Origin of the sequence: Streptomyces sp. TLI_053, from assembly GCF_900105395.1 — a bacterium.
GTDB lineage: Bacteria > Actinomycetota > Actinomycetes > Streptomycetales > Streptomycetaceae > Kitasatospora.
The window spans coordinates 4,291,487-4,311,154 of sequence record NZ_LT629775.1; the positions used below are offsets into that span (position 1 = coordinate 4,291,487).

Here is a 19,668-nt window from a genome sequence, read left to right on the forward strand (position 1 = left end):
TACACGGGGAGGGCAGAGCAGCCGGGGACGGGACCCGCACGTCGGCGACCCGGCGGCTTCGAGGATAGTGCGCGGAGAATGTCCGGCCTCCCGGCCCCGGGAGTCGTCACGGAGCCGCCACGAACCGGGCCGGGCCGACCGGCCCGCAGATGGCTCCCGGAGGAGGATTCGAACCCCCATAAGCTGGACCAAAACCAGCTGTCCTGCCCTTAGACGATCCGGGACCGGCGCGTCCGCTCCCGTCACCGGGGGGCGCGCTGCGCCAAGACTACGGGGTATGGGCCGTCACATCTACCTCCTCACGGCTCTCCCCCGGGGGGCCTCCCGCCCGCGGCCGGTCATCCATCCAGTCGGGTGAATTCACTCAAGCGCCGCCCGGCGGCGTATTCCCTCGATGGCGGCGAGCAACCTACGATTCCGTAGGTTACGCATACGTAGCCTCCGTCCTCTCCCCCCTTCAAGGGACGCCCATGACCATCCAGGCCGGCGAGGCGCACGCCGATTCCGCGCGCCCCCTCGACACCTCACCTCCCGGACCCGACACTCCCGACCACTCCGTACCGGCCCCGGCCGCACCCGCCGACGCCGCGAGCGCCCCGGCCGACGGCACCGACCCGCAGCTGCTCTCCGCCACCCGTGGCGGGGAGCGGCAGGGCGCCGCCGAGCGGATCGCGCTGGGGCTGTTCATCGCCGTTCCCTTCGCCGCCCTGGTCGCCGCCGTCCCGGTGGCCTGGGGGTGGGGCCTCGGCTGGACCGATCTCGCGATCGCCACCGTCATGTACTTCCTCACCTGCCACGGCATCACCGTCGGCTACCACCGCTACTTCACCCACGGCGCCTTCAAGGCCAACCGGCCGGTGCGGCTCGCCCTCGCGGTGGCCGGCTCGCTGGCGATCGAGGGCCCGCTGGTGCGCTGGGTGGCGGACCACCGCAAGCACCACCGGTTCAGCGACAAGGACGGCGACCCGCACTCGCCCTGGCGCTACGGCGAGACCGTCCCCGCCCTGCTCAAGGGCCTGTGGTGGGCGCACATGGGCTGGCTCTTCGACGAGGAGCAGACCCCGCAGCTCAAGTACGCGCCCGACCTGATCGCCGACCCGGCCATAAGGCGGATCTCCCGGCTGTTCTGGCTCTGGACCACCGTGTCGATGCTGCTGCCGCCGCTGGTCGGCGGGCTGGTCACGCTCTCCTGGCAGGGGGCGCTGTCCGCCTTCTTCTGGGGTTCGCTGGTCCGGGTGGCGCTGCTGCACCACGTCACCTGGTCGATCAACTCGATCTGCCACGCGCTCGGCAGCCGGCCGTTCCGCTCCCGGGACCGCTCCGGGAACGTCTGGTGGCTGGCCGTGCTCTCCTGCGGCGAGTCCTGGCACAACCTGCACCACGCCGACCCCACCTCGGCCCGGCACGGCGTCCTGCGCGGTCAGATCGACTCCTCGGCCCGGCTGATCCGCTGGTTCGAGCTGGCGGGCTGGGTCCGGGACGTCCGCTGGCCGGACGCGCAGCGGATCGCCGCCCGCCGCGCCGCATGAGGGCGCACCTGCAGCATGATGTAGGGGTGAACGGGAGCAGCGCAGACAGCACAGGCGGCCACCAGAGCACGCGGACGGACGCCGCGCCCGGCCAGGCGCAGAACCGTCCGCGTGCCACCGCCGGGGCGGACGGCGCTGCGTCGGCACCGCGCCGGCGGGGCGGCCGGGTGCGGATGACCGGCAAGCAGCGCCGGGAGCAGCTGCTGGAGATCGGGCGCACGGTGTTCGCCGAGCGAGGCTACGACGGCACCTCGGTGGAGGAGATCGCCGAGCGGGCCGGGGTGTCCAAGCCGGTGGTGTACGAGCACTTCGGCGGCAAGGAGGGGCTGTACGCCGTGGTCGTCGACCGCGAGATGCAGCTGCTGCTGGACATGGTGACGGGGGCGCTGACCGGGGGGCACTCGCGCGAGCTGCTCGAGCAGGCGGCGTTCGCGCTGATGGACTACATCGACACCTCGACGGACGGCTTCCGGATCCTGGTCCGGGACTCCCCGGTCGCCCAGTCGACGGGCACCTTCGCCTCCCTGATCAGCGACATCGCCACCCAGGTCGAGGACATCCTCGGGCTGGAGTTCAAGGCCCGGGGCTTCGACGCGCGGCTGGCGCCGATGTACTCGCAGATGCTGGTGGGCATGGTCGCGCTGACCGGCCAGTGGTGGCTGGAGGTGCGCAAGCCGGACAAGGCCGAGGTGGCCGCCCATCTGGTGAACCTGGCCTGGCACGGCCTGGAGGGGATGGAGCGGCACCCCAAGCTGGTCGGCGACCGCAAGGCCTGAGGCCCCGCCCCGGACACCGTCCGGGGTCAGGCCCGCTCCGCCCCGCTCCCCCGGGGCCGGACCCGCTCCGCCCCGGCGGTCGGGCCTCGCCCCCCGGCAGTCGGCCCCGCTCCGCCGCGACGGTCAGGCCCGCTTCACCCCGACGGCGAAGATCCGCCGGAACGGGAAGACCGTGCCGTGCGGCCCGGCCGGGTAGGCCTCGCGCAGCAGCGCCCCGTACTCGGCGAGGAACGCGGACCGTTCGGCCCCGTCGGTCAGCCGGGTCAGGACCGGGCGCAGGGCGGTGCCCTTGACCCACTCCAGCACCGGGTCCGGCCCGGTGAGCAGGGTGCTGTAGGTGGTCTCCCAGACGTCGGCGGCGCAGCCGGCCCGGGTGAGCGCGTCCAGGTAGACCCCGGGCTCGTGGACGCCGGCCCGGACGGCGTCCACGCCGAGCAGACCCCGCCAGCGGGGGGACCGGCGCAGCTCGGCGAGGAGCAGATGGCTGGGCGCGTCGAAGTTGCCGGGCACCTGGAAGGCGACCACCCCGCCGGCCCGGAGCGCCCCGGCCCAGCGCGGCAGCAGCCCGAGGTGCCCGGGGATCCACTGGAGCGTCGCGTTGGAGACGATCGCGTCGGGCGCCGCCCCGGCCGGGTCGTAGTCGGCGGCGTCGGCGAGCAGGTAGTCCGCGCCGGGTTCGCCCCCGCCGCGGGCGGCGTCGAGCATCTCGGCGGAGTTGTCGATCCCGGTGATCCGGGCCCCGGGCCAGCGCTCGCGCAGGACGGCGGTGGAGTTGCCGGGCCCGCAGCCGATGTCCAGGACGGTGGCCGCCGGTTCGTGCGGGAGGGCGGGGACGCGGGCGAGCAGATCGCGCAGCGGGCGGGTCCGTTCGTCGGCGAAGCGCAGGTACTGGCGCGGGTCCCAGACGGGGGAGCTCATGATCGGCCTCGCAAGTATCTCGACATCAAGATATATCCCCAGCTTTCAGGCTGGATTTCTCGATGTCAAGAGACTTCACATCGACACAACCCCCGATACACTGATCGCCATGGAGGACGAGGTCGATCGACTGGTCGCGGCATGGCGCAGAGAGCGCCCCGACCTCGACGTGGAACCGCTCGAAGTGCTCAGCCGGGTCAGCCGGCTCGCCCGCCACCTCGACCGCGCCCGCCGCACCGCTTTCGCCGAGCACGGGCTGGAGCCCTGGGAGTTCGACGTCCTGACCGCCCTGCGCCGGGCCGGCTCCCCGTACCAGCTCTCCCCCGGCCAGCTGCTCACCCAGACCCTGGTCACCTCCGGCACCATGACCAACCGGATCGACCGGCTCACCGGCAAGGGCCTGGTCAAGCGGCTGCCCGACCCCGACGACCGGCGCGGCGTCCTGGTCCGGCTCACCGACGACGGGCGCGACCGCGCCGACCAGGCCCTCGCCGGGCTGCTCGCCCACGAGCGCGAACTGCTCGCCCAGCTGACCTCCACCCAGCAGGGCGAGCTCGCCGGACTGCTCCGGCAGCTGGTCGCACCCTTCGACAACATCCCCTGAGCCGCCCCGTCCCGCCCGGACGGCGTCGGGTCGGGCCCCGTACGGCCGGACGCCCGGCCGGTCAGAAACCGTCCGGATAGGGCGTGCTGAGCGCCGGCACCGGGGCGGGCGCGGGCTCCGGCGTGCGGTAGCCCGGCAGCAGCTCGGCCAGCCGGCGGCGCACCTCGTCGTCGCTGTTCACCGCCGCCGCCCCGTACAGCCCGGTCAGCCCGCCGGCCAGGTCCTCCGGCCCGCCCGCGGTGTCCGCGACGGTGGCGTAGATCCGGGCGTGCTCGGTCGCCAGCCGCTCCTCGTCCTCCGAGAACAGCGCCTCGTTGAGCTTCTCCCCGGCCCGCAGCCCGGTGTAGCGGATCTCCACCTCGTCCCGGGCCAGCTGCACCTGCTCGGCGAAGTTGTGCACCAGGTCGACGATCCGCACCGGCTCGCCCATGTCCAGCACGAACACCTCGCCGCCGCGCGCCATCCGGCCCGACTCCAGCACCAGGCCGACCGCCTCCTCGATGGTCATGAAGAACCGGGTGACGTCGGGGTGGGTGACGGTCACCGGCCCGCCGCTGCGCAGCTGTTCGGCCAGGACCGAGAGCAGCGATCCGCGCGAACCCAGCACATTGCCGAACCGCACGGCGGAGAACACCCCGGTGCCCAGGTTGCGGGCGTCCCTGGCATTGGCCTGGACGATCAGCTCGGCCAGCCGCTTGCTGGCGCCGAGCACCGAGGTCGGATCGGCCGCCTTGTCGGTGGAGATCAGCACGAACCGCTCGACGCCGGTGGCCAGCGCCGCCTCCACCAGGTGGTCGGTGCCGAGCACATTGGACTTCACCGCCTCGCTGGGGTGGCGCTCCAGCAGCGGCAGGTGCTTGTGGGCCGCGGCGTGGAAGACCACCTCGGGCTCCAGGTCCCGGAAGATCTGCTGGATCCGCGGCCGGTCCCGGATGTCGGCGATCACCAGCGAGTCGTCGGTGAGCAGCGCCTCGCCCCAGATCTCCAGCTGGAGCCGGTGCAGATTGGACTCGTCGTGGTCCAGCATGTAGAGCGCGCTCGGGTTGAACGCGTGCACCTGGCGGCAGAGTTCGCTGCCGATCGAGCCGCCCGCGCCGGTCACCAGCACCCGTCGGCCCTCGATCACGTCCCGGACGTCGGCGGAGACCACATGCACCTCGTGCCGGCCGATCAGCCGGTTGACGTCCAGGCTGCGCATGTCCGAACCGACCACCTCGCGGCGCAGCGCGGCGAGGAAGGAGGGCAGGTAGCGGACGGCCGCCCCGGCCGCCGCGGCCGCGGTGGCCAGCGCCCGGACCCGCTGCGGGGCGAGCCCGGGGATCGCCAGTGCCACGACCTGGGCGCGGTGCTCGACCGCGAGCGCGGTCAGATCGGCGAGCGTGCCGAGGACCGGCACGGTGTCCACCGACTGCCCGGCCTTGGCCGGGTCGTCGTCCAGCAGGCCGATCGGGTCGAGGCCGAACTCCGGGGCGCGGCCGAGGTCGCGCACCAGCGCGGTCCCGGCCGCCCCGGCGCCGACCACCAGGGTGCGCATCCCCTTGGGCGGCGCGGCGCGGCCGACGGCCGACGGCCCCGGCGCGCCCTCCGGCGACTCCGGGCCGCCGCCCGGGACACCCGCGGTTGCGTTCGCGTTCTTGTCCGGGCCCCCGTCGGCGCCGTGCGGCGTCGGGTGCGGGCGTGCGGAAGTACTGTGCGGCGACATCTGTCCTCCGGAATTCCCTGACCTGACGGAGCCGAACCGGTGGTGCTGGGGTGACGGACGGACGGATCAGCCGGGGCCGGGAGAGGTGGTCGTGGCGACGGACGGCGGAACAGCGGGAGCCGCGAGCTCGGACGGGCTGACGCCCGCCCGGCGGGCCACCGCGACGGCGGCCAGGGTGGAGTGCACCCCGAGCTTGCCGAGGACGTTCTGCATGTGCGTACGAACGGTGTGCGGGGAGAGGTAGAGCCGCTCGGCGACGGCCTGCCGGCCGAGGCCCGCGACCATGCAGCGCAGGATCTGCTTCTCCCGCGGGGTGAGGGTGTCGACCAGCCGTTCGCTCTCGGTGCGGTCCCGGCGGGCGGTGGTGAGTTCGCGGATCACGCCGGTCAGCAGCGCGGGCGGCAGATGGGTCTCGTCCCGCAGGACCCCCCGGATCACCGCCAGCAGCCGGGCCAGCGAACTCTCCTTGGCCACCCAGCCGGTGGCGCCCGCGTGCAGGGCGCGGGCGGCCCGGTGCGGGTCGTCGGCGGTGGCCAGGACGATCGCCCGCAGGCCGGGATGGTGGCGGCGGATCCGGGCCAGCAGGGTGATGCCGTCGGGAATCTGGCCGGCGGCCGGGACGGCCGCCGGGACCGCCGGGGCGGCCACCGGGATCACCGGCGCCGTCGGATGCGGTTCCGCCGTGAGCGGCCCGGCCGGGTGAGCGGCCGGGCGACGGTCGGCCGGATGGCGGACGACGGCCCCGGGCGGACCCGCGGCCCCGGGAGGGACGGCCGTCGCGGGCGGTCCGACGGCCTGGGCCACCGCCGGCCGACGGGGCGGGGGCACCGCCGCCGGCGGTCGGCGGCGGACGGCGTCGGGCGGTTCGGCGCCCGCCTGGCGCGGCTTGCGGGCGGCCGCGGCCTCCGCCACCCCGAGGTCGGCGTCGACGAGGACCACGTCGAACACCCGGCCCTCGGCGGCGGCACGCTCCAGCGCCCGCTCCGCGGCGGCCGCGCTGCCCGCCGCACCGACCTCGACATCGGGCTCGGCGGCGAGTGCCGCGGCCAGCGCCTCGGCGAAGATCCGGTGGTCGTCGACCACCAGGACGCGGATCCGCCCCATCGTCACTTCCCCCCTGCTCAGCTCCGGCCCGCGTCCGGGACGGCGCGCCGGTCCCGCCGCCGCCGTCCGGGCGCTCCTGCGCCGCTCACCTCCCGGGTGCCCGGAAGGGCCGAGGTGCCGACCCCCACCGGTACCGGAATCAGCGTACGGGGTGGGCGCGGGCTCGGTGGGGATTTGGTGAAGTTTCGTCAGGAGGTGCGAAATTGGCGTGACTTGGTGCCCAGATGCGGCCTCCCGGCGCGATGTCCCGCCCGCTCCGCCGACTCCGGGAACCCCGGTGGGAGCCGCGCCCGGAACGCGCCAGGAGCCGCGCCGCCACGCCCGGAACGCACCCGGAGCCGCGCCGGGAACGCCGGAGCGCCGCCCCTCGCCGTACGGGAGGGAGCGGCGCCCGGTCGTCCGCCGGGCCGGGGCAGGCCCCGGCCCGCGCCTCAGCCGGCGTTCTTCTCCAGGGTGAACTTCCAGGCGTCGGCGACGATGTCGTCCAGGTTCGGGCGGCGCGGGGTCCAGCCGAGGGCCTGGTGGGCACGCTCGGCGGAGGCCACCAGGACCGCCGGGTCGCCGGCGCGACGGCCGGAGACCACCACCGGGATCTCCCGGCCGGTGACCCGCTTGACCGACTCGATCACCTCGTGGACCGAGAAGCCGCTGCCGTTGCCCAGGTTGCAGATCAGGTGCTCGCCCGGCTTCGCGGCGTCGAGCGCCAGCAGGTGCGCGTCGGCGAGGTCCGCGACGTGGATGTAGTCGCGGATGCAGGTGCCGTCCGGGGTCGGGTAGTCGTCGCCGTACACCGCGATGTGCTCGCGCTGCCCGAGCGCGGCCTGGAAGACCAGCGGGATCAGGTGCGACTCCGGGTCGTGCCGCTCGCCGTACGCGCCGTACGCGCCCGCCACGTTGAAGTAGCGCAGCGAGACGGCGGCCAGGCCGTGGGCGACGGCCTCGCTGGTGATCAGGTGGTCCACGGCCAGCTTGGTGGCGCCGTAGGTGTTGGTGGGCGCGGTGCGGGCGGTCTCGGCGATCGGGACCGACTCCGGCTCGCCGTAGGTAGCGGCGGTGGAGGAGAACACCAGCTTGCGCACGCCCGCGGCGCGCATCGCGGAGATCAGCTCCAGCGAGCCCGCCACGTTGTTGCGCCAGTACTTCTCCGGGTCCACGACCGACTCGCCGACCTGGGAGGAGGCCGCGAAGTGCAGCACGCCGTCGAAGGAGCCGTCGAGGACCTTGCCGGCCTCCTGGATCCGCCCCTCGACGAACTCGGCCCCGGCCGGCACGCCCTCCCGGAAGCCGGTCGAGAGGTCGTCCAGGACGGTCACCCGGTGCCCCGCCTCCAGCAGGTGGGCGGCGACCACGCTGCCGACATAGCCGGCGCCACCCGTGACCAGGTACTTACTCATGATGCGACCTCCAGCGGGCGATGGTCCGCGGTCGGCGGACCATCGGGGACGTTCGTACGACTGTGGCCCATTCTCCCTGCCCACCGGGGGTGCTCGGACCACTCGGACGGCCGTCCGTCAACCGCGCGCCATCCGGTCCAGCAGACCGGTCCGCGCCGCCACCGCCGCCGCCTCCAACCGGGTCCGGGCACCGAGCTTCATCAGCACCCGCTGGACGTGCGTGCGGGCCGTGCTGGCGGCGATCCGCATCCCCGCCGCGATCGCCGCGGTGTCCTCGCCGTCCGCGATCCGCGCCAGCACCTGCACCTCGCGCCGGGTGAGCAGCCGCAGCAGCCGGACCGCCTCGTCGTCCGGCTCCGCCGCCGGTCTCAGCAACTGGTCGAACGCGCCGCGCAGCACCTCCACCGTGACCGCCGCCTCACCGGCCCGGGCCCGCGCGATCGCCCGCTCGACCACCTCGATCCGCTCGTCGCTCGGCACGTACCCGGCCGCACCGGACGCGAACGCGCCCGCCACGCCCCGGAGTTCACCGACCGGACCGAGCACGATGACAGCCACCTCGGGCCGCTCCCGGCGGATCCTGCGCAAGCCGTCGAACGCCCCCGGGTCGGCCGGCGCGGCCACCCCCAGCAGGCACACCTCCGGACGCCGACCCGCCACCAGATCGGCCGCCGACGCGGCCGGCGACCCCACCGCGAGCACCCGGTGGCCCCGCAGCTGGAGCGCGGTGGCCAGCGCCTCGGCCAACAACCGGTGGTCGTCGACCACCACGAGGCGAACACCCATGAGACCCCTCCAGGTCGGCGTCCCGCCCGCGGCCCCGCCCGGCGGGAGCGGGCGGCCGGTGACGCACCATCACAGCGCATTCCGTACCCGACGTGCCAGACCGTCTCACCGCCACCGGCGGACGAGCACAACGAAAAGGACCCCCGCCTCGATGGCGGGGGTCCTGACCGAGCCCCCATGCGGAATCGAACCGCAGACCTTCTCCTTACCATGGAGACGCTCTACCGACTGAGCTATAGGGGCCTGTTGCCTGTCCGAACTCCCCGGCTTCGCTTCCGCTCCGCCCGTTCGCTCGAACAAGGAAGACATTACACGGCAGGGGGGCGGAATGGGAAATCGGTCCCGGCAGCCCGGACGGCCGGCCCGGACACCGCCGAGAGGTCCCTTCCGCCGGTCTCCGGCAGCAGCCGCAGGCACAGCAGCGCCACCACCCCGCACCCCGCCAGGTACCAGCCCACCGGCTCCGCCGTCCCGTACGTCCCGGTCAGCCTGGTCGCGATCAGCGGGGTGGTCGCCCCGCCCACCACCCCGCCCAGGTTGTAGGTCAGCGCCGCCCCCGTGTACCGCACCCGGGTCGGGAACAGCTCCGGCAGGAACGCCGCCAACGGTCCCAGCAGACAGCCCAGTACCACCATCGCCCCCGCCAGCGAGAGGAACATCAGCCCGCGCCGCTCCGTCTCCAGCAGCGGGAACAGCACCAGCGACCACACCACCGCCAGCCCCGTCGCCCCCTGCAGCGTCCGCCGGCGCCCCCAGGCGTCACTGCGCCTCGCGCTCAGCCACACCGTCACGCCCTTCCCCACCGCGCCGGCCAGCAGCATCGACAGCACCACCGTGCTCGGCACCCCCAGCCCCGTCGTCGCGTAGGCCAGCGAGTACGTCGTGGTCAGGTAGAACAGCGCGTACCCCACGGTGATCGCGCCGCAGCCCGCCAGCACCGTCCGCCAGTGCCCCCGCAGCACCTCCACCACCGGCGCCCGCTCGGCCCCCGTCCGCGGCTCGCCCCGGAACAGCGGCGTCTCCTCCAGCCGCAGCCGCACGAACAGCCCCACCGCCACCAGGCCCAGCGAGGCCAGGAACGGCACCCGCCAGCCCCAGGACCTGAACGCCGCCTCGTCCAGCCACAGTTGGAGCACCAGGAAGATCCCGTTCGCCAGCACGAACCCGGTCGTCGGCCCCAACTGCAGATACGCCCCGTACCGCCCCCGCCGCCCGGCCGGCGCGTTCTCCGCCACCAGCAGTGCCGCACCGCCCCACTCCCCGCCCAGTCCCACCCCCTGACACACCCGTAGCACCACCAGCACCACCGGCGCCCACCACCCCCACGCCGCGTACCCCGGCAACACCCCCACCACCGCCGTGGACAGCCCCATCAGCAGCAGCGACACCACCAGGGTGGTCTTCCGCCCCAGCCGGTCCCCGAAGTGCCCGAACACCACCGCCCCCAGCGGCCGCGCCAGGAACGCCACCGCGTACACCGAGAACGCCGCCAACAACGCGCCGACCGTGCCCAGTTCGGGGAAGAACACCTCCCCGAAGACGAGCGCCGCCGCCGTGCCGTAGATGAAGAAGTCGTAGAACTCGATCGCCGTACCGATCAGCGCCGCCGCAGCGGCCCGCCGCATCTGCCCCGTCGCACCCATACCCCCAACCCTGACGAGGACGCCCCACCCCCGACAGCGCCCACCCGGGTGACACCCGCGCCCCGCCCCGGACCCCACGCCCCCCGGCGCCGCCCGCTCAACGGGCGGACCGGCCGCCCCTCCGCCGTACGACCACCACGGCCGCTCCGGCCACCAGCAGCAACCCGCCGACCACCGCGGCCACCAGCGCCGGGGACGAGCCGTCGTCCTTCGGCTCGGCCGCGGGGGCGGCGGACGCCGGGGGCGGCGGGGTGGGGGCGGGCTGCGCCTCCGGGCTCTGGGAGGCGGCGGTGGGTGTGGACGGCTCCACGGATGTCGCGCTGGCCGAGGGCTCGACCAGCGGACTCACATCGGCGGAGCCCGGGTCCCCCGGCGTCTGCAGCGCGACCCGAGGACGGACGATTCCGTAGCCGATGAAATCCGTTCGGCTCGACCCGTCCTTGGGCTTCCCGGCAGTTCCGATCAGCACCCGGATGATCTGATTCGGAGCCCAATCGGGGTGAACCGCCCAGAGCAGCGCCGCCGATGCCGAGACGAGCGCGGTCGCATCGGAGGTCCCGTGCTTCTTGCAGTAGCCGGACTCGGCGACACACGACGTGTAGATGTCCACTCCGGGAGCCGCGATGTCGATCTGCGGGCCGTGCTCGGACTCGTCGGTGGCCGTTCCCGCCCGGTCGGCCGCAGCTACCGCGACAATGCTCGGCAACGCGGCGGGATAGAGGGCGGGATTTCCCTCTTGTCCACTGTTTCCGGCACCCGCGACAACCAGCGCCCCCTTCCCGTTGGCATACTTCACGGATTTCTCGAGCTCTGCGACGTCCCCCGCGGAAACCCCGGAGGAACCGGCGACCGAGGAGACATTGATGACCTTCGCCCCCTGGTCCGCCGCATACGTGATTCCCTGGCTCACCTGCTTGAGGTAGCCGGATGCGTCGATCGGCTGTGCCGGGTCGTCGTTGATGTTGATCTTGATCGGGAGCACCTTGGCGTCCGGTGCCAGGCCGTACGCGCCCTTCCCCCCGAGGCCCTTGCCGGATCCCGCGATCAGACCGGCGATGCCTGTGCCGTGACCGCTCTTGTCCACACCGATCCCACCGGGCAGTCCGCTCAGGTCCTTGCCCGGCAGCAGCTGACCGACGAGATCCGGATGATCGAGCCGGAAGCCTCCGTCGACCACCGCCACCGTGACCCCCTGCCCCTTGCTCGCCTGCCAGATCTCGGGCGCCTTCATGGTGTCCAGGTGCCACTGCTGATCGCGGATCGAGTCCACGGCGGCCGCCGGGCCCACAGTCGGCCCGGCCACGATCCCGGCCGCCGCCATCGCTGCGGCGAATCCCCGCACCCCTACGTTCATCCGCCGCATCGCTGCTCCCTCGTCACTTTCCCCATCGAGCCAGGACCGCGCCCCGCGCAGGACTGCCCGGCCACCGGGAGTCCCAGTGGCCGGGCAGTCGTTCCGGACTACTCAATCACGCCCGGGTTGCTCTTCGGAGTACCGCTGGTCCAGGTCTCCTCGTCCTCGTGCAGGTAGTCGGCCCGGTTGCGGCGGTCGCGCTCGCGCCGCTCACCCGCACCGCCCGCCATGCCCGGGGCCATCATCCCGTTCTGGCCCGGCCGCGCCGCGCCCTCGGCAGCCGCCGCACCTGCTGCTGCCGCCCGGTTGCGCAGGCCGCTGCCGCCCGGGGTGAACTCCCCGGCGGCCACCGGCCCCTTCGCCCCGCCGATCACGCCACCGCCGGTCGAGCTGTAGCCCCGGCCGCGCGCACCGCCGACAGCGCCACCACCGTGGCCGCCGCCCTGGTGCATGCCGCCACCCGGACCGCCGAAACCGCCGGCACCGGACCCGCCGGACCGGCCCTGGGCCTCGCGCGCTCCGAAGACCGTGCCGCCGTTGCTCGCGCCCGGACCGCCGTTCTTCGTCGGCAGGCCGCCCCCGACGGTGCCGGTCCGGCCCGGCGGCACCGAGCCTCCGCCGCTCTTCAGCGGAGTGGTCCCACCGGTGAACGGACCGGTCCCGCCGAACGGGATCGGCCCCCCGCCGGGGAACCCGCCGGGACCGCCACCGGGCGTACCCGGGTGCCCGGGGCCGCCGCCCTGGGGGTACATCGGTGCGGGACCGCCCCCGGGAGTCCCCGGCCCGGTCGGGCCGGGCAGGGTCGGCACCGTCGGCAGGCTGTCCAGCCCGGTGCCGGGACGGTCCCCGGGGTGCGTCGGTCCCGTCGGCACCGGTCCCGGCGTGTTCGGGTCACCCGGCAGCGGCACCGGAGTGCCGTGCCGCGGCGGAGTCGGCGTGACCTTCCCGGGCGGGGTCGGCCCGGGCGTCACCAGCACCGGCGGACGCGGCGGCACGGAACCGCCACCGCTCCTGTCGCCACCGGAGGGCGGGCTGTAGCCGCTGCCGCCGGTATTGCCGCTGCGGGTACCTCGGCTGCTTCCGCCGGAGCCGTAGCGTCCGCCACCGGACCCCACCGGCACCTCGGTTCCTCCGTCGACCGCCTTCGGCCCGTCATCGGGAGTACCTGGCAGATCGGGCATCTTGAGCGAGTTGAGCTGGGTCGTCGCCGCCTCGTACGCCTGTCCCAGCTTCTCCATCTGGTGGATGGCTTCCTGGTGCGCGGTGTCCACCCGCTTCTGCGCCGCCGCGGCCTCCGTGTAGGAGACCCAGGTCGGGTCCTCCTTCTTCATGATCGCGTCGGTGGAGACGGACGGGTTGCCGAATCCGGCGATGCTCAACGGCGAAGGCTTGAGGCACGGCTGCTCGGAGTGCCGCTTGACCGTGTCGATGTCCTTGGTCGGGACCTCCGGCACGCCGGTCTTCGCGCTGCTCAAGGCCTCGCCGGCCTGCACCATCGCGTCGCCCGCGCCCTTCGAGTACTCACTGATCATGGACGCCGACTTGTGCAGGTCACTCGCCCACGACTTGAAGTTCTCGGCGGCCGGGCCCTCCCACTGGATCTGGGTCACATGGGCGGCCAGAGCCTTGCTGAGCTCGTCCAGGACGCGCCCGGCGGCCTTGAGCTGGTTGCCACGACCGGTCACCTTGGACGGATCGCTGCCGGCCACCATGGACTTGAGCTGCGGATGATTGATGCCTTCGAAGTTCGTTCCGCCCGCCATCAGTTGTCCCCCGTCCCGGCCGCGCCCACAGACATGCGCACCATCAGTAGTCACCGCTCTTCGACCCCGGCCCGCCGGCCGCGTCCGTCGCGACCGCCTTGACCGCCGCCGTCTGGTGCTCCTCGTTGTTGCCGTAGCTCCCCGCCGTCTGCGCGACCGCCTTGCTCATCCTGTCGATCTGCTCCGCGAACGACTTCGACAGCTGCGCGATCGCCGCGTGCGTCTTCTCGTACGCGGCGATCAGGTCGGCGGACTCGTGGAAGCCGCTGCCGAGGTTCCCGGCGTGCAGCTTCTGCTCCTTGATCTTGTGCTGCGCCGCCTCCGAACCCTCCAGCGAGGCCAGCAGCGCGTCGACCTTCTTCTTGAAGTTGGTGAGCGTGTCGAGCTCGATCTTGACGTCCTTGGACCCGAACGCCGCCACCAGCGCGTTGGCGCTGACGTCGACCTGGACCTGGCCGACCACGCGACCGATCCAACTGTTGCTCAGCGTCCACGGCGTCACTTCACCGTCGGGGCCGTCGGCCCAGCCCGCGCCTCCCGGTCCAGCCTCGCCTGGCACAGCAATCCACCTCTCCCCCGTGCACGGCGCGGCCCCCGCAGGTCGCCGCACCGCGACACACACCGTCAACTGCTCGGTCCTACCGGCCGCACAGATCGATCCGGCCCATCGGCTCCGTCGGGTCGATCCGGCAGAACCGTCCTCCCATCGGGACGGACGGCGCCTCAATCATCGTAGCCACCACCTCCGTCGGACCGGCAGGGCCCGTGCCCCGCCTGAACGCGATCGGTACGAACTTGACACGTCCACCCCGTGCCGGGACGGGGCCGCCCGGGCGGCGGGCGCCGTTAGACTGGCCGGGTCCGGTCGCACCGGACGAGACCTCCACTGCCGCGCAGCGTCGCACAGCAGCGCCCCGGGCCGCCGCCCAGCCCCGCACCCACCGGGCCCCGGCCCCGCCGCGGATCGGACGCCCCGCATGCCCACCAACACCCCGGTCGACCCCACAGTCCCCACCACCCCCAGCACCCCCGCCACCCCCTGGTGGGCCCGGGCCGCCCGCCCGGCCCGGCCGCCGCTGCCGTGGGCGCCGATGGCCCGGGCCGCGCTCGCCATGGCGCTGGCGCTGACCGCCGGGCTGCTGGCACACCGGGTGGACCTCGGGGTGTTCGCCGGGCTGGGCGCGATGCACGCGACCATGAACGACCGCGTCGAGCCGGTCCGGCTGCGGGCCCGCCGGATCGCCACCGCCGTACCGGCCTCGGCACTCGGCATGCTGGTCGGCAGCGCGCTCCAGCACGCCCAGGCCGGCCCGCTCGCCCTGGGCGCCGGTCTGACCGTGACGGCCTTCGTCTCCGGTGCGCTGAGTGCGACGGGCCCGCGCGGTTCGGCCGCGGGGCTGCTGCTGCTCGTCTCCGCCACGCTGGGGAGCGGCATGCCGCTGCCGCACCCGTGGTGGGCCGCCGCGGCGGTGCTGCCGGCGGGTGCGGTGCTGGTGCTGCTGCTCGGGGTGCCGCTGCGCGGCCGCCGGGCGCCCGGCGCCGACCCGGGTGTGCGCGCGCTCGCCGCCGTGTACGACGCGCTCGGCCGGATGCTCGCCGATCTCGGGACTCCCCAGGGGTCGGCCTCCCGCCAGGTACTGACCGCCCGGCTGAACCAGCTGCAGGACGTGCTCCCGCCCCTCCCCCGGCACCCCGGGAACCCGCCCGGCCCCGCCGCCCACCGCGTCCACACCATGTACCGGGCCGCGCTCGCCGCCACCGAGGCGGCCACCGGGCTGCTGTGGGCCCGCCGGCCGGTGCCGCCCGAGGTGGCCGCCGTGCCGGTCCTGCTGGCCCGCGCGGTGGAACGCGGCGTCCCGGCGGAACGCGGCACCGGGCCCGAACGCGCTGACGGGCCCGAACGCGGCACCGGCCCGGGACCCGACGGCGAGGTGCCCGTGCCGGACTGGGCGCCCGACACTCCGTCCCGGCAGGCCCTGGACGCGGCGCTGCGCGCGGCCGCGGCGACGGTCGCGGGCCGGGAGGCCGCACTGGGCACCGCTCCCGCACCCCCGCCGGACCCGTGGCGGCTGCGGGTGCGGCTGGTCTCGCCCGGGGCGGCCCTGTACGGGGCGCGGCTGGCGCTGTGCATCGCGGTGGGCGCGGCGCTGATGGCCACGGTGCCGCTGAGCCGGAGCTACTGGGTGCCGATGACGATCGCCTTCGTCCTGAAGCCGGACCTCGGCTCGGTGTTCCTGCGGTCGGTGAGCCGTGCGGTGGGGACGGTGCTGGGGGTGGCGGTGACGGCGGCGGTGCTGTCGCTGGCTCCCGGTCCGTGGGCACTGGTCGCGATCGCCGCGCTCTGTGTGGCCCTGCTGCCGTACGCGACGGCGGCGCACTACGGGCTGAACACCGTGGTGATGACGCCGATGGCGCTGGTCCTGCTCCAGCTGGGCGGGCAGGACGGCGCCGCCGAGTTCTGGCCCCGGGTGCTGGACACGGTGCTGGCCAGTGCGATCGTGCTGCTGTTCGGCCATCTGCTCTGGCCGGAGCGGCCGCGGCACCGGATCGAACCGCGGCTGGTGTCCGCGGCTGCCGCGCTGAAGGCCTATCTGGCCTCGGTGGTGCGGCAGGACGGGCCGGAGCCCCGGTCCGAGGTGTGGCTGCGGCGGACGGCCTACCGGGCGCTCGCGGACGCCCGCGCGGAGGTGGAGCGGGGCCTGGCCGAGCCGCCGCCGACGGGCCGGCTGGCGGCCGAGTGGCTGCCGGCGACGACCGCGCTGGAGCGGCTGAGCGGTGCGGTGGCGGCGTTCGCGGCGCAGCGCCGGTACGGCGGGCGGGTGCCGGAGCGGGCGGAGGTGGAGCGGGTCGGCCGGGCGCTGGACGAGCTGACGGCCGCGGCGCGCGCGCACCGTCCGCCGACCGGGGCGGCGGCGCGGCCGACCCGGCCGCACGACCCTTCGCGCAGTGCGCTGGGCCGTGCGGCGGACGAACTGGACACCCTGCTCGCCGACCGCCCGAGCCGCTAGCCGCCCGCCTTACCCGCTGAGTCGCCCGCCCTACCCGCCGAGCCGCCGGCCCCGGCCGGACCCGGCCGGACGACCCGGCCCCGGTCAGACCTGCTCGGCCAGCTCCAGCCAGGTCATCTCCAGCTCCTCCTTCTCGTCCCGGACCGCCCGCAGCTCGCTGTCCAGCTCGGCGACCTTGGAGAAGTCGGCGGCGTGCTCGGCGAGCTGGGCGTGCAGCTTGGACTCCTTCTGGTCCAGCTTGGCGATCTGGCGCTCCAGCTTCTGCAGCTCCTTCTTCGCCGCCCGCAGGTCGCCGCCCGACAGCGCGGGCGCCGAGTCCTCCGCGCCGCCCGCTGCGGCGGCACCGCTCGCGCCGGACGCCACCGAGGCCGCGGCCGCAGCGGCGGCGGCCGCCGCCATCGCGGCCCGCCGCTGCAGGTACTCGTCGACGCCGTTCGGCAGCATCCGCATCCGCCGGTCACCGAGCAGCGCGTAGGTGACGTCGGTGGTCCGCTCGATGAAGAAGCGGTCGTGGCTGATGACGATCATCGAACCGGGCCAGCCGTCGAGGAGGTCCTCCAGCTGGTTCAGCGTCTCGATGTCGAGGTCGTTGGTGGGCTCGTCGAGGAAGAGCACGTTGGGCTCGTCCATCAGCAGCCGGAGCAGCTGGAGCCGCCGCCGCTCGCCGCCGGACAGGTCGCCGACCGGCGTCCACTGCTTGTCCTTGCCGAAGCCGAACTGCTCGCACAGCTGGCCGGCGCTCATCTCCCGGCCCTTGCCGAGGTCGACCCGGGAGCGGACCTGCTCGACGGCCTGCAGCACCCGGGTGGCCGGGTCGAGCTCGGCGACCTCCTGGGAGAGGTACGCCAACCGCACCGTCTTGCCGACCTTGACCACACCGGACGCGGGCTGGATGTCGCCCTCCGAGGTGTAGGCGTCGCGCAGCGCCCGCAGCAGCGAGGTCTTGCCGGCGCCGTTGACGCCGAGCAGGCCGATCCGGTCGCCGGGGCCGAGCTGCCAGGTGACGTTCTCCAGCAGCAGCTTCGGGCCGGCCTTGACCGTGATGTCCTCGACCTCGAAGACGGTCCGCCCCAGGCGCGCGTTGGCGAACTTCATCAGCTCGCTCTTGTCGCGCGGCTCGGGCACGTCGGCGATGAGCGCGTTGGCGGCCTCGATCCGGTAGCGCGGCTTGGAGGTCCGGGCCGGGGCGCCGCGGCGCAGCCAGGCGAGCTCCTTGCGGGCCAGGTTCTGGCGCTTCTGCTCCTCGGTGGCCTCGATCCGGGAGCGTTCGGCGCGCGCGAAGACGTAGTCGGAGTAGCCGCCCTCGTACTCGTGCACCGAGCCGTGCTGGACGTCCCACATCCGGGTGCAGACCTGGTCGAGGAACCAGCGGTCGTGGGTGACGCAGACGAGCGCGGAGCGGCGGTTCTGGAGGTGCTGGGCGAGCCAGGCGATGCCCTCGACGTCGAGGTGGTTGGTGGGCTCGTCGAGCACGATCAGGTCGGGCGAGCCGAGCAGCAGCTTGGCGAGGGCGATCCGGCGGCGCTCGCCGCCGGAGAGCGGGCCGATGACGGTGTCCAGGCCGTCGGGGAAGCCGGGCAGGTCGAGGCCGCCGAAGAGGCCCTCGACGATGTCGCGGATGCGGGCGTCGCCGAGCCACTCGTGGTCGGCGCGACCGGCGATGACCTCGTGCCGGATGGTGGCCTCGGGGTCCAGCGAGTCGTGCTGGGTGAGGACGGCCATCTCCACGCCGCCGACGTGGGTGATCCGCCCGCCGTCCGGCTCCTCCAGCTTGGCGAGCATCCGGATCAGGGTGGTCTTGCCGTCACCGTTGCGTCCGACGACGCCGATCCGGTCCCCCTCGCTGACGCCGAGGCTGACCCCGTCCAGAAGGGCCCGGGTGCCGTACACCTTCGTGACGGACTCGATGGTGGCGAGGTTGACGGCCACGTGTGCTGCGCTCCTGGGTTCGACGGTCCGGGCTCGGGCGGAGGTCCGGATCCTCCCCAGCCTAGTGGGCCCGCTCCGACTGCCCTCCCGCTGCGGCTCCCCACCCGGCCGGCCCGGCGTCCCGCCCGCCCCGCTCCGACTGCCCGTCCGACCGGCTGCCCGTCCGACCCGGCTGGCCGTCCGACCCGGCTGCCCGGCTGCCCGACCCGGCGTCCGCCGCTACTCCCCCGCCGTCACCGCCGCGCCCGGCACCGGCCCGTACGTGGCGTGCGCGGCGCGGCAGCTGCCGGAGGCCCGCAGCGCGGCCGCGACGGCCTCGGCGCCGTCGGCGTCCTTGGCCAGGAAGGCGCAGGTCGGCCCGGAGCCGGAGACCAGGGCGCCGATCGCGCCGGCCTCGGTGCCCGCCCGCAGGGTGGCGGCGAGGGCGGGGCGCAGCGACAGGGCGGCCGGCTGGAGGTCGTTGGCCAGCGCGGTGGCCAGGGCGACGGCGTCGCCGTCGGCGAGGGCCGCGAGCAGCGCCGGGTCGGCGTCGGGGGTGACCACCTCGGTGTCGCTGGAGCCGGTGCCCGCCTCCTCGCGCAGGCGGTCGCACTCGCGGAAGACCGCGGGCGTCGACAGGCCGCCGTCGGCGACCGCGAAGACCCAGTGGTAGGTGCCGGCGACGGGCAGCGGCTCCAGGATCTCGCCCCGGCCGCGGCCCAGGGCGACGCCGCCGACCAGGGCGAACGGCACGTCCGAGCCGAGTTCGGCGGCGAGCTCCAGCAGCACCCCGACGGGTGTGCCGAGCCCCCACAGGGCGTCGCAGGCGACCAGCGCGGCCGCGCCGTCCGCGCTGCCGCCGGCCATGCCGCCGGCCACCGGGATGGCCTTGGCGATGTGCAGGTGCACATCGGGGGCGGCGAGGCCGTGGTGGGCGGCGAGCAGCCGGGCGGCGCGGGCCGCGAGATTGCTGTCGTCCAGCGGCACGGCGTCGGCGTCCGGCCCGGTGCAGCTGAGGGTGACACCCGTGCCGGGTTCGCCGGCCGTCGCGGTCACCTCGTCGCCGAGGGCGACCGCGAAGAAGACGTTGGCCAGGTCGTGGAAGCCGTCGGCGCGCAGGCCGCCGACCCCGAGCTGGACGTTGACCTTGGCGGGCACGCGTACCGTGACGGTCACTGG

Annotated in this window: 15 protein-coding genes and 2 tRNA genes; 4 read left to right on the forward strand and 13 right to left on the reverse strand. The window is 74.4% G+C overall.

Annotated features, from left to right (window positions below; all coding sequences use genetic code 11):
- Positions 1–150: 150 nt before the first annotated feature.
- Positions 151–224: transfer RNA gene (locus BLU95_RS17120), tRNA-Gln, on the reverse strand.
- 246 nt (positions 225–470) lie between these two features.
- Between BLU95_RS17120 and BLU95_RS17125 the strand changes: the two genes are divergently transcribed.
- Positions 471–1,529 (forward strand): acyl-CoA desaturase, encoded by a 1,059-nt coding sequence (locus BLU95_RS17125; protein WP_093860789.1) that lies wholly within the window; start codon positions 471–473, stop codon positions 1,527–1,529.
- Between the two features lie 173 nt (positions 1,530–1,702).
- Positions 1,703–2,305 carry a TetR/AcrR family transcriptional regulator gene (locus tag BLU95_RS17130; RefSeq protein ID WP_030398041.1) on the forward strand — a complete coding sequence of 201 codons (603 nt, stop codon included), beginning with the start codon at positions 1,703–1,705 and terminating at the stop codon, positions 2,303–2,305.
- 123 nt (positions 2,306–2,428) lie between these two features.
- Here BLU95_RS17130 and BLU95_RS17135 read toward each other — a convergent pair whose 3' ends face one another.
- Positions 2,429–3,223 carry a methyltransferase domain-containing protein gene (locus BLU95_RS17135; RefSeq protein WP_093860790.1) on the reverse strand — a complete coding sequence of 265 codons (795 nt, stop codon included), beginning with the start codon at positions 3,221–3,223 and terminating at the stop codon, positions 2,429–2,431.
- 109 nt (positions 3,224–3,332) lie between these two features.
- On the opposite strand from BLU95_RS17135, the gene BLU95_RS17140 reads away from it, so the two are divergent.
- On the forward strand, positions 3,333–3,827 hold the full coding sequence (locus tag BLU95_RS17140) for a MarR family winged helix-turn-helix transcriptional regulator (RefSeq protein WP_030398043.1): 495 nt from the start codon (positions 3,333–3,335) through the stop codon (positions 3,825–3,827).
- 61 nt (positions 3,828–3,888) lie between these two features.
- Here the strand turns inward: BLU95_RS17140 and BLU95_RS17145 are convergent, their stop codons facing one another.
- From BLU95_RS17145 to BLU95_RS17185, 9 genes are all read right to left on the reverse strand, one after another.
- A complete protein-coding gene (locus BLU95_RS17145) occupies positions 3,889–5,529 on the reverse strand; it encodes a polysaccharide biosynthesis protein (protein ID WP_231978607.1) in 1,641 nt (546 codons plus the stop codon).
- A gap of 66 nt (positions 5,530–5,595) precedes the next feature.
- Positions 5,596–6,633 carry a LuxR C-terminal-related transcriptional regulator gene (locus BLU95_RS17150; RefSeq protein WP_093860791.1) on the reverse strand — a complete coding sequence of 346 codons (1,038 nt, stop codon included), beginning with the start codon at positions 6,631–6,633 and terminating at the stop codon, positions 5,596–5,598.
- Between the two features lie 431 nt (positions 6,634–7,064).
- Entirely contained in the window at positions 7,065–8,027 is a 963-nt protein-coding gene (gene galE / locus BLU95_RS17155) for a UDP-glucose 4-epimerase GalE (protein ID WP_093860792.1), read from the reverse strand.
- Positions 8,028–8,144: 117 nt separating this feature from the next.
- Positions 8,145–8,813: a response regulator transcription factor gene (locus BLU95_RS17160; RefSeq protein ID WP_093860793.1), complete on the reverse strand. Its 669-nt coding sequence runs from the start codon at positions 8,811–8,813 to the stop codon at positions 8,145–8,147.
- 170 nt (positions 8,814–8,983) lie between these two features.
- A tRNA-Thr gene (locus tag BLU95_RS17165) sits at positions 8,984–9,056 on the reverse strand.
- 65 nt (positions 9,057–9,121) lie between these two features.
- On the reverse strand, positions 9,122–10,456 hold the full coding sequence (locus BLU95_RS17170) for an MFS transporter (protein WP_093860794.1): 1,335 nt from the start codon (positions 10,454–10,456) through the stop codon (positions 9,122–9,124).
- A gap of 97 nt (positions 10,457–10,553) precedes the next feature.
- The gene (mycP, locus tag BLU95_RS17175; protein ID WP_231978608.1) at positions 10,554–11,819 is read right to left on the reverse strand and encodes a type VII secretion-associated serine protease mycosin; all 1,266 of its coding nucleotides are present in this window, start codon (positions 11,817–11,819) and stop codon (positions 10,554–10,556) included.
- Between the two features lie 98 nt (positions 11,820–11,917).
- Complete coding sequence (locus tag BLU95_RS17180) at positions 11,918–13,573, reverse strand: WXG100 family type VII secretion target (protein WP_093860796.1); 1,656 nt, start codon at positions 13,571–13,573, stop codon at positions 11,918–11,920.
- A 43-nt stretch (positions 13,574–13,616) separates the two neighbouring features.
- Entirely contained in the window at positions 13,617–14,132 is a 516-nt protein-coding gene (locus tag BLU95_RS17185; RefSeq protein WP_159424910.1) for a DUF2563 family protein, read from the reverse strand.
- Between the two features lie 418 nt (positions 14,133–14,550).
- Between BLU95_RS17185 and BLU95_RS17190 the strand changes: the two genes are divergently transcribed.
- Complete coding sequence (locus BLU95_RS17190; protein ID WP_093860798.1) at positions 14,551–16,581, forward strand: FUSC family protein; 2,031 nt, start codon at positions 14,551–14,553, stop codon at positions 16,579–16,581.
- A gap of 84 nt (positions 16,582–16,665) precedes the next feature.
- Here BLU95_RS17190 and BLU95_RS17195 read toward each other — a convergent pair whose 3' ends face one another.
- Positions 16,666–18,510, reverse strand: coding sequence for an ABC-F family ATP-binding cassette domain-containing protein (locus tag BLU95_RS17195; RefSeq protein WP_093860799.1), 1,845 nt, complete (start codon positions 18,508–18,510; stop codon positions 16,666–16,668).
- Between the two features lie 219 nt (positions 18,511–18,729).
- Positions 18,730–19,665 carry a 4-(cytidine 5'-diphospho)-2-C-methyl-D-erythritol kinase gene (locus BLU95_RS17200; protein ID WP_093860800.1) on the reverse strand — a complete coding sequence of 312 codons (936 nt, stop codon included), beginning with the start codon at positions 19,663–19,665 and terminating at the stop codon, positions 18,730–18,732.
- Between the last annotated feature and the right edge of the window lie 3 nt (positions 19,666–19,668).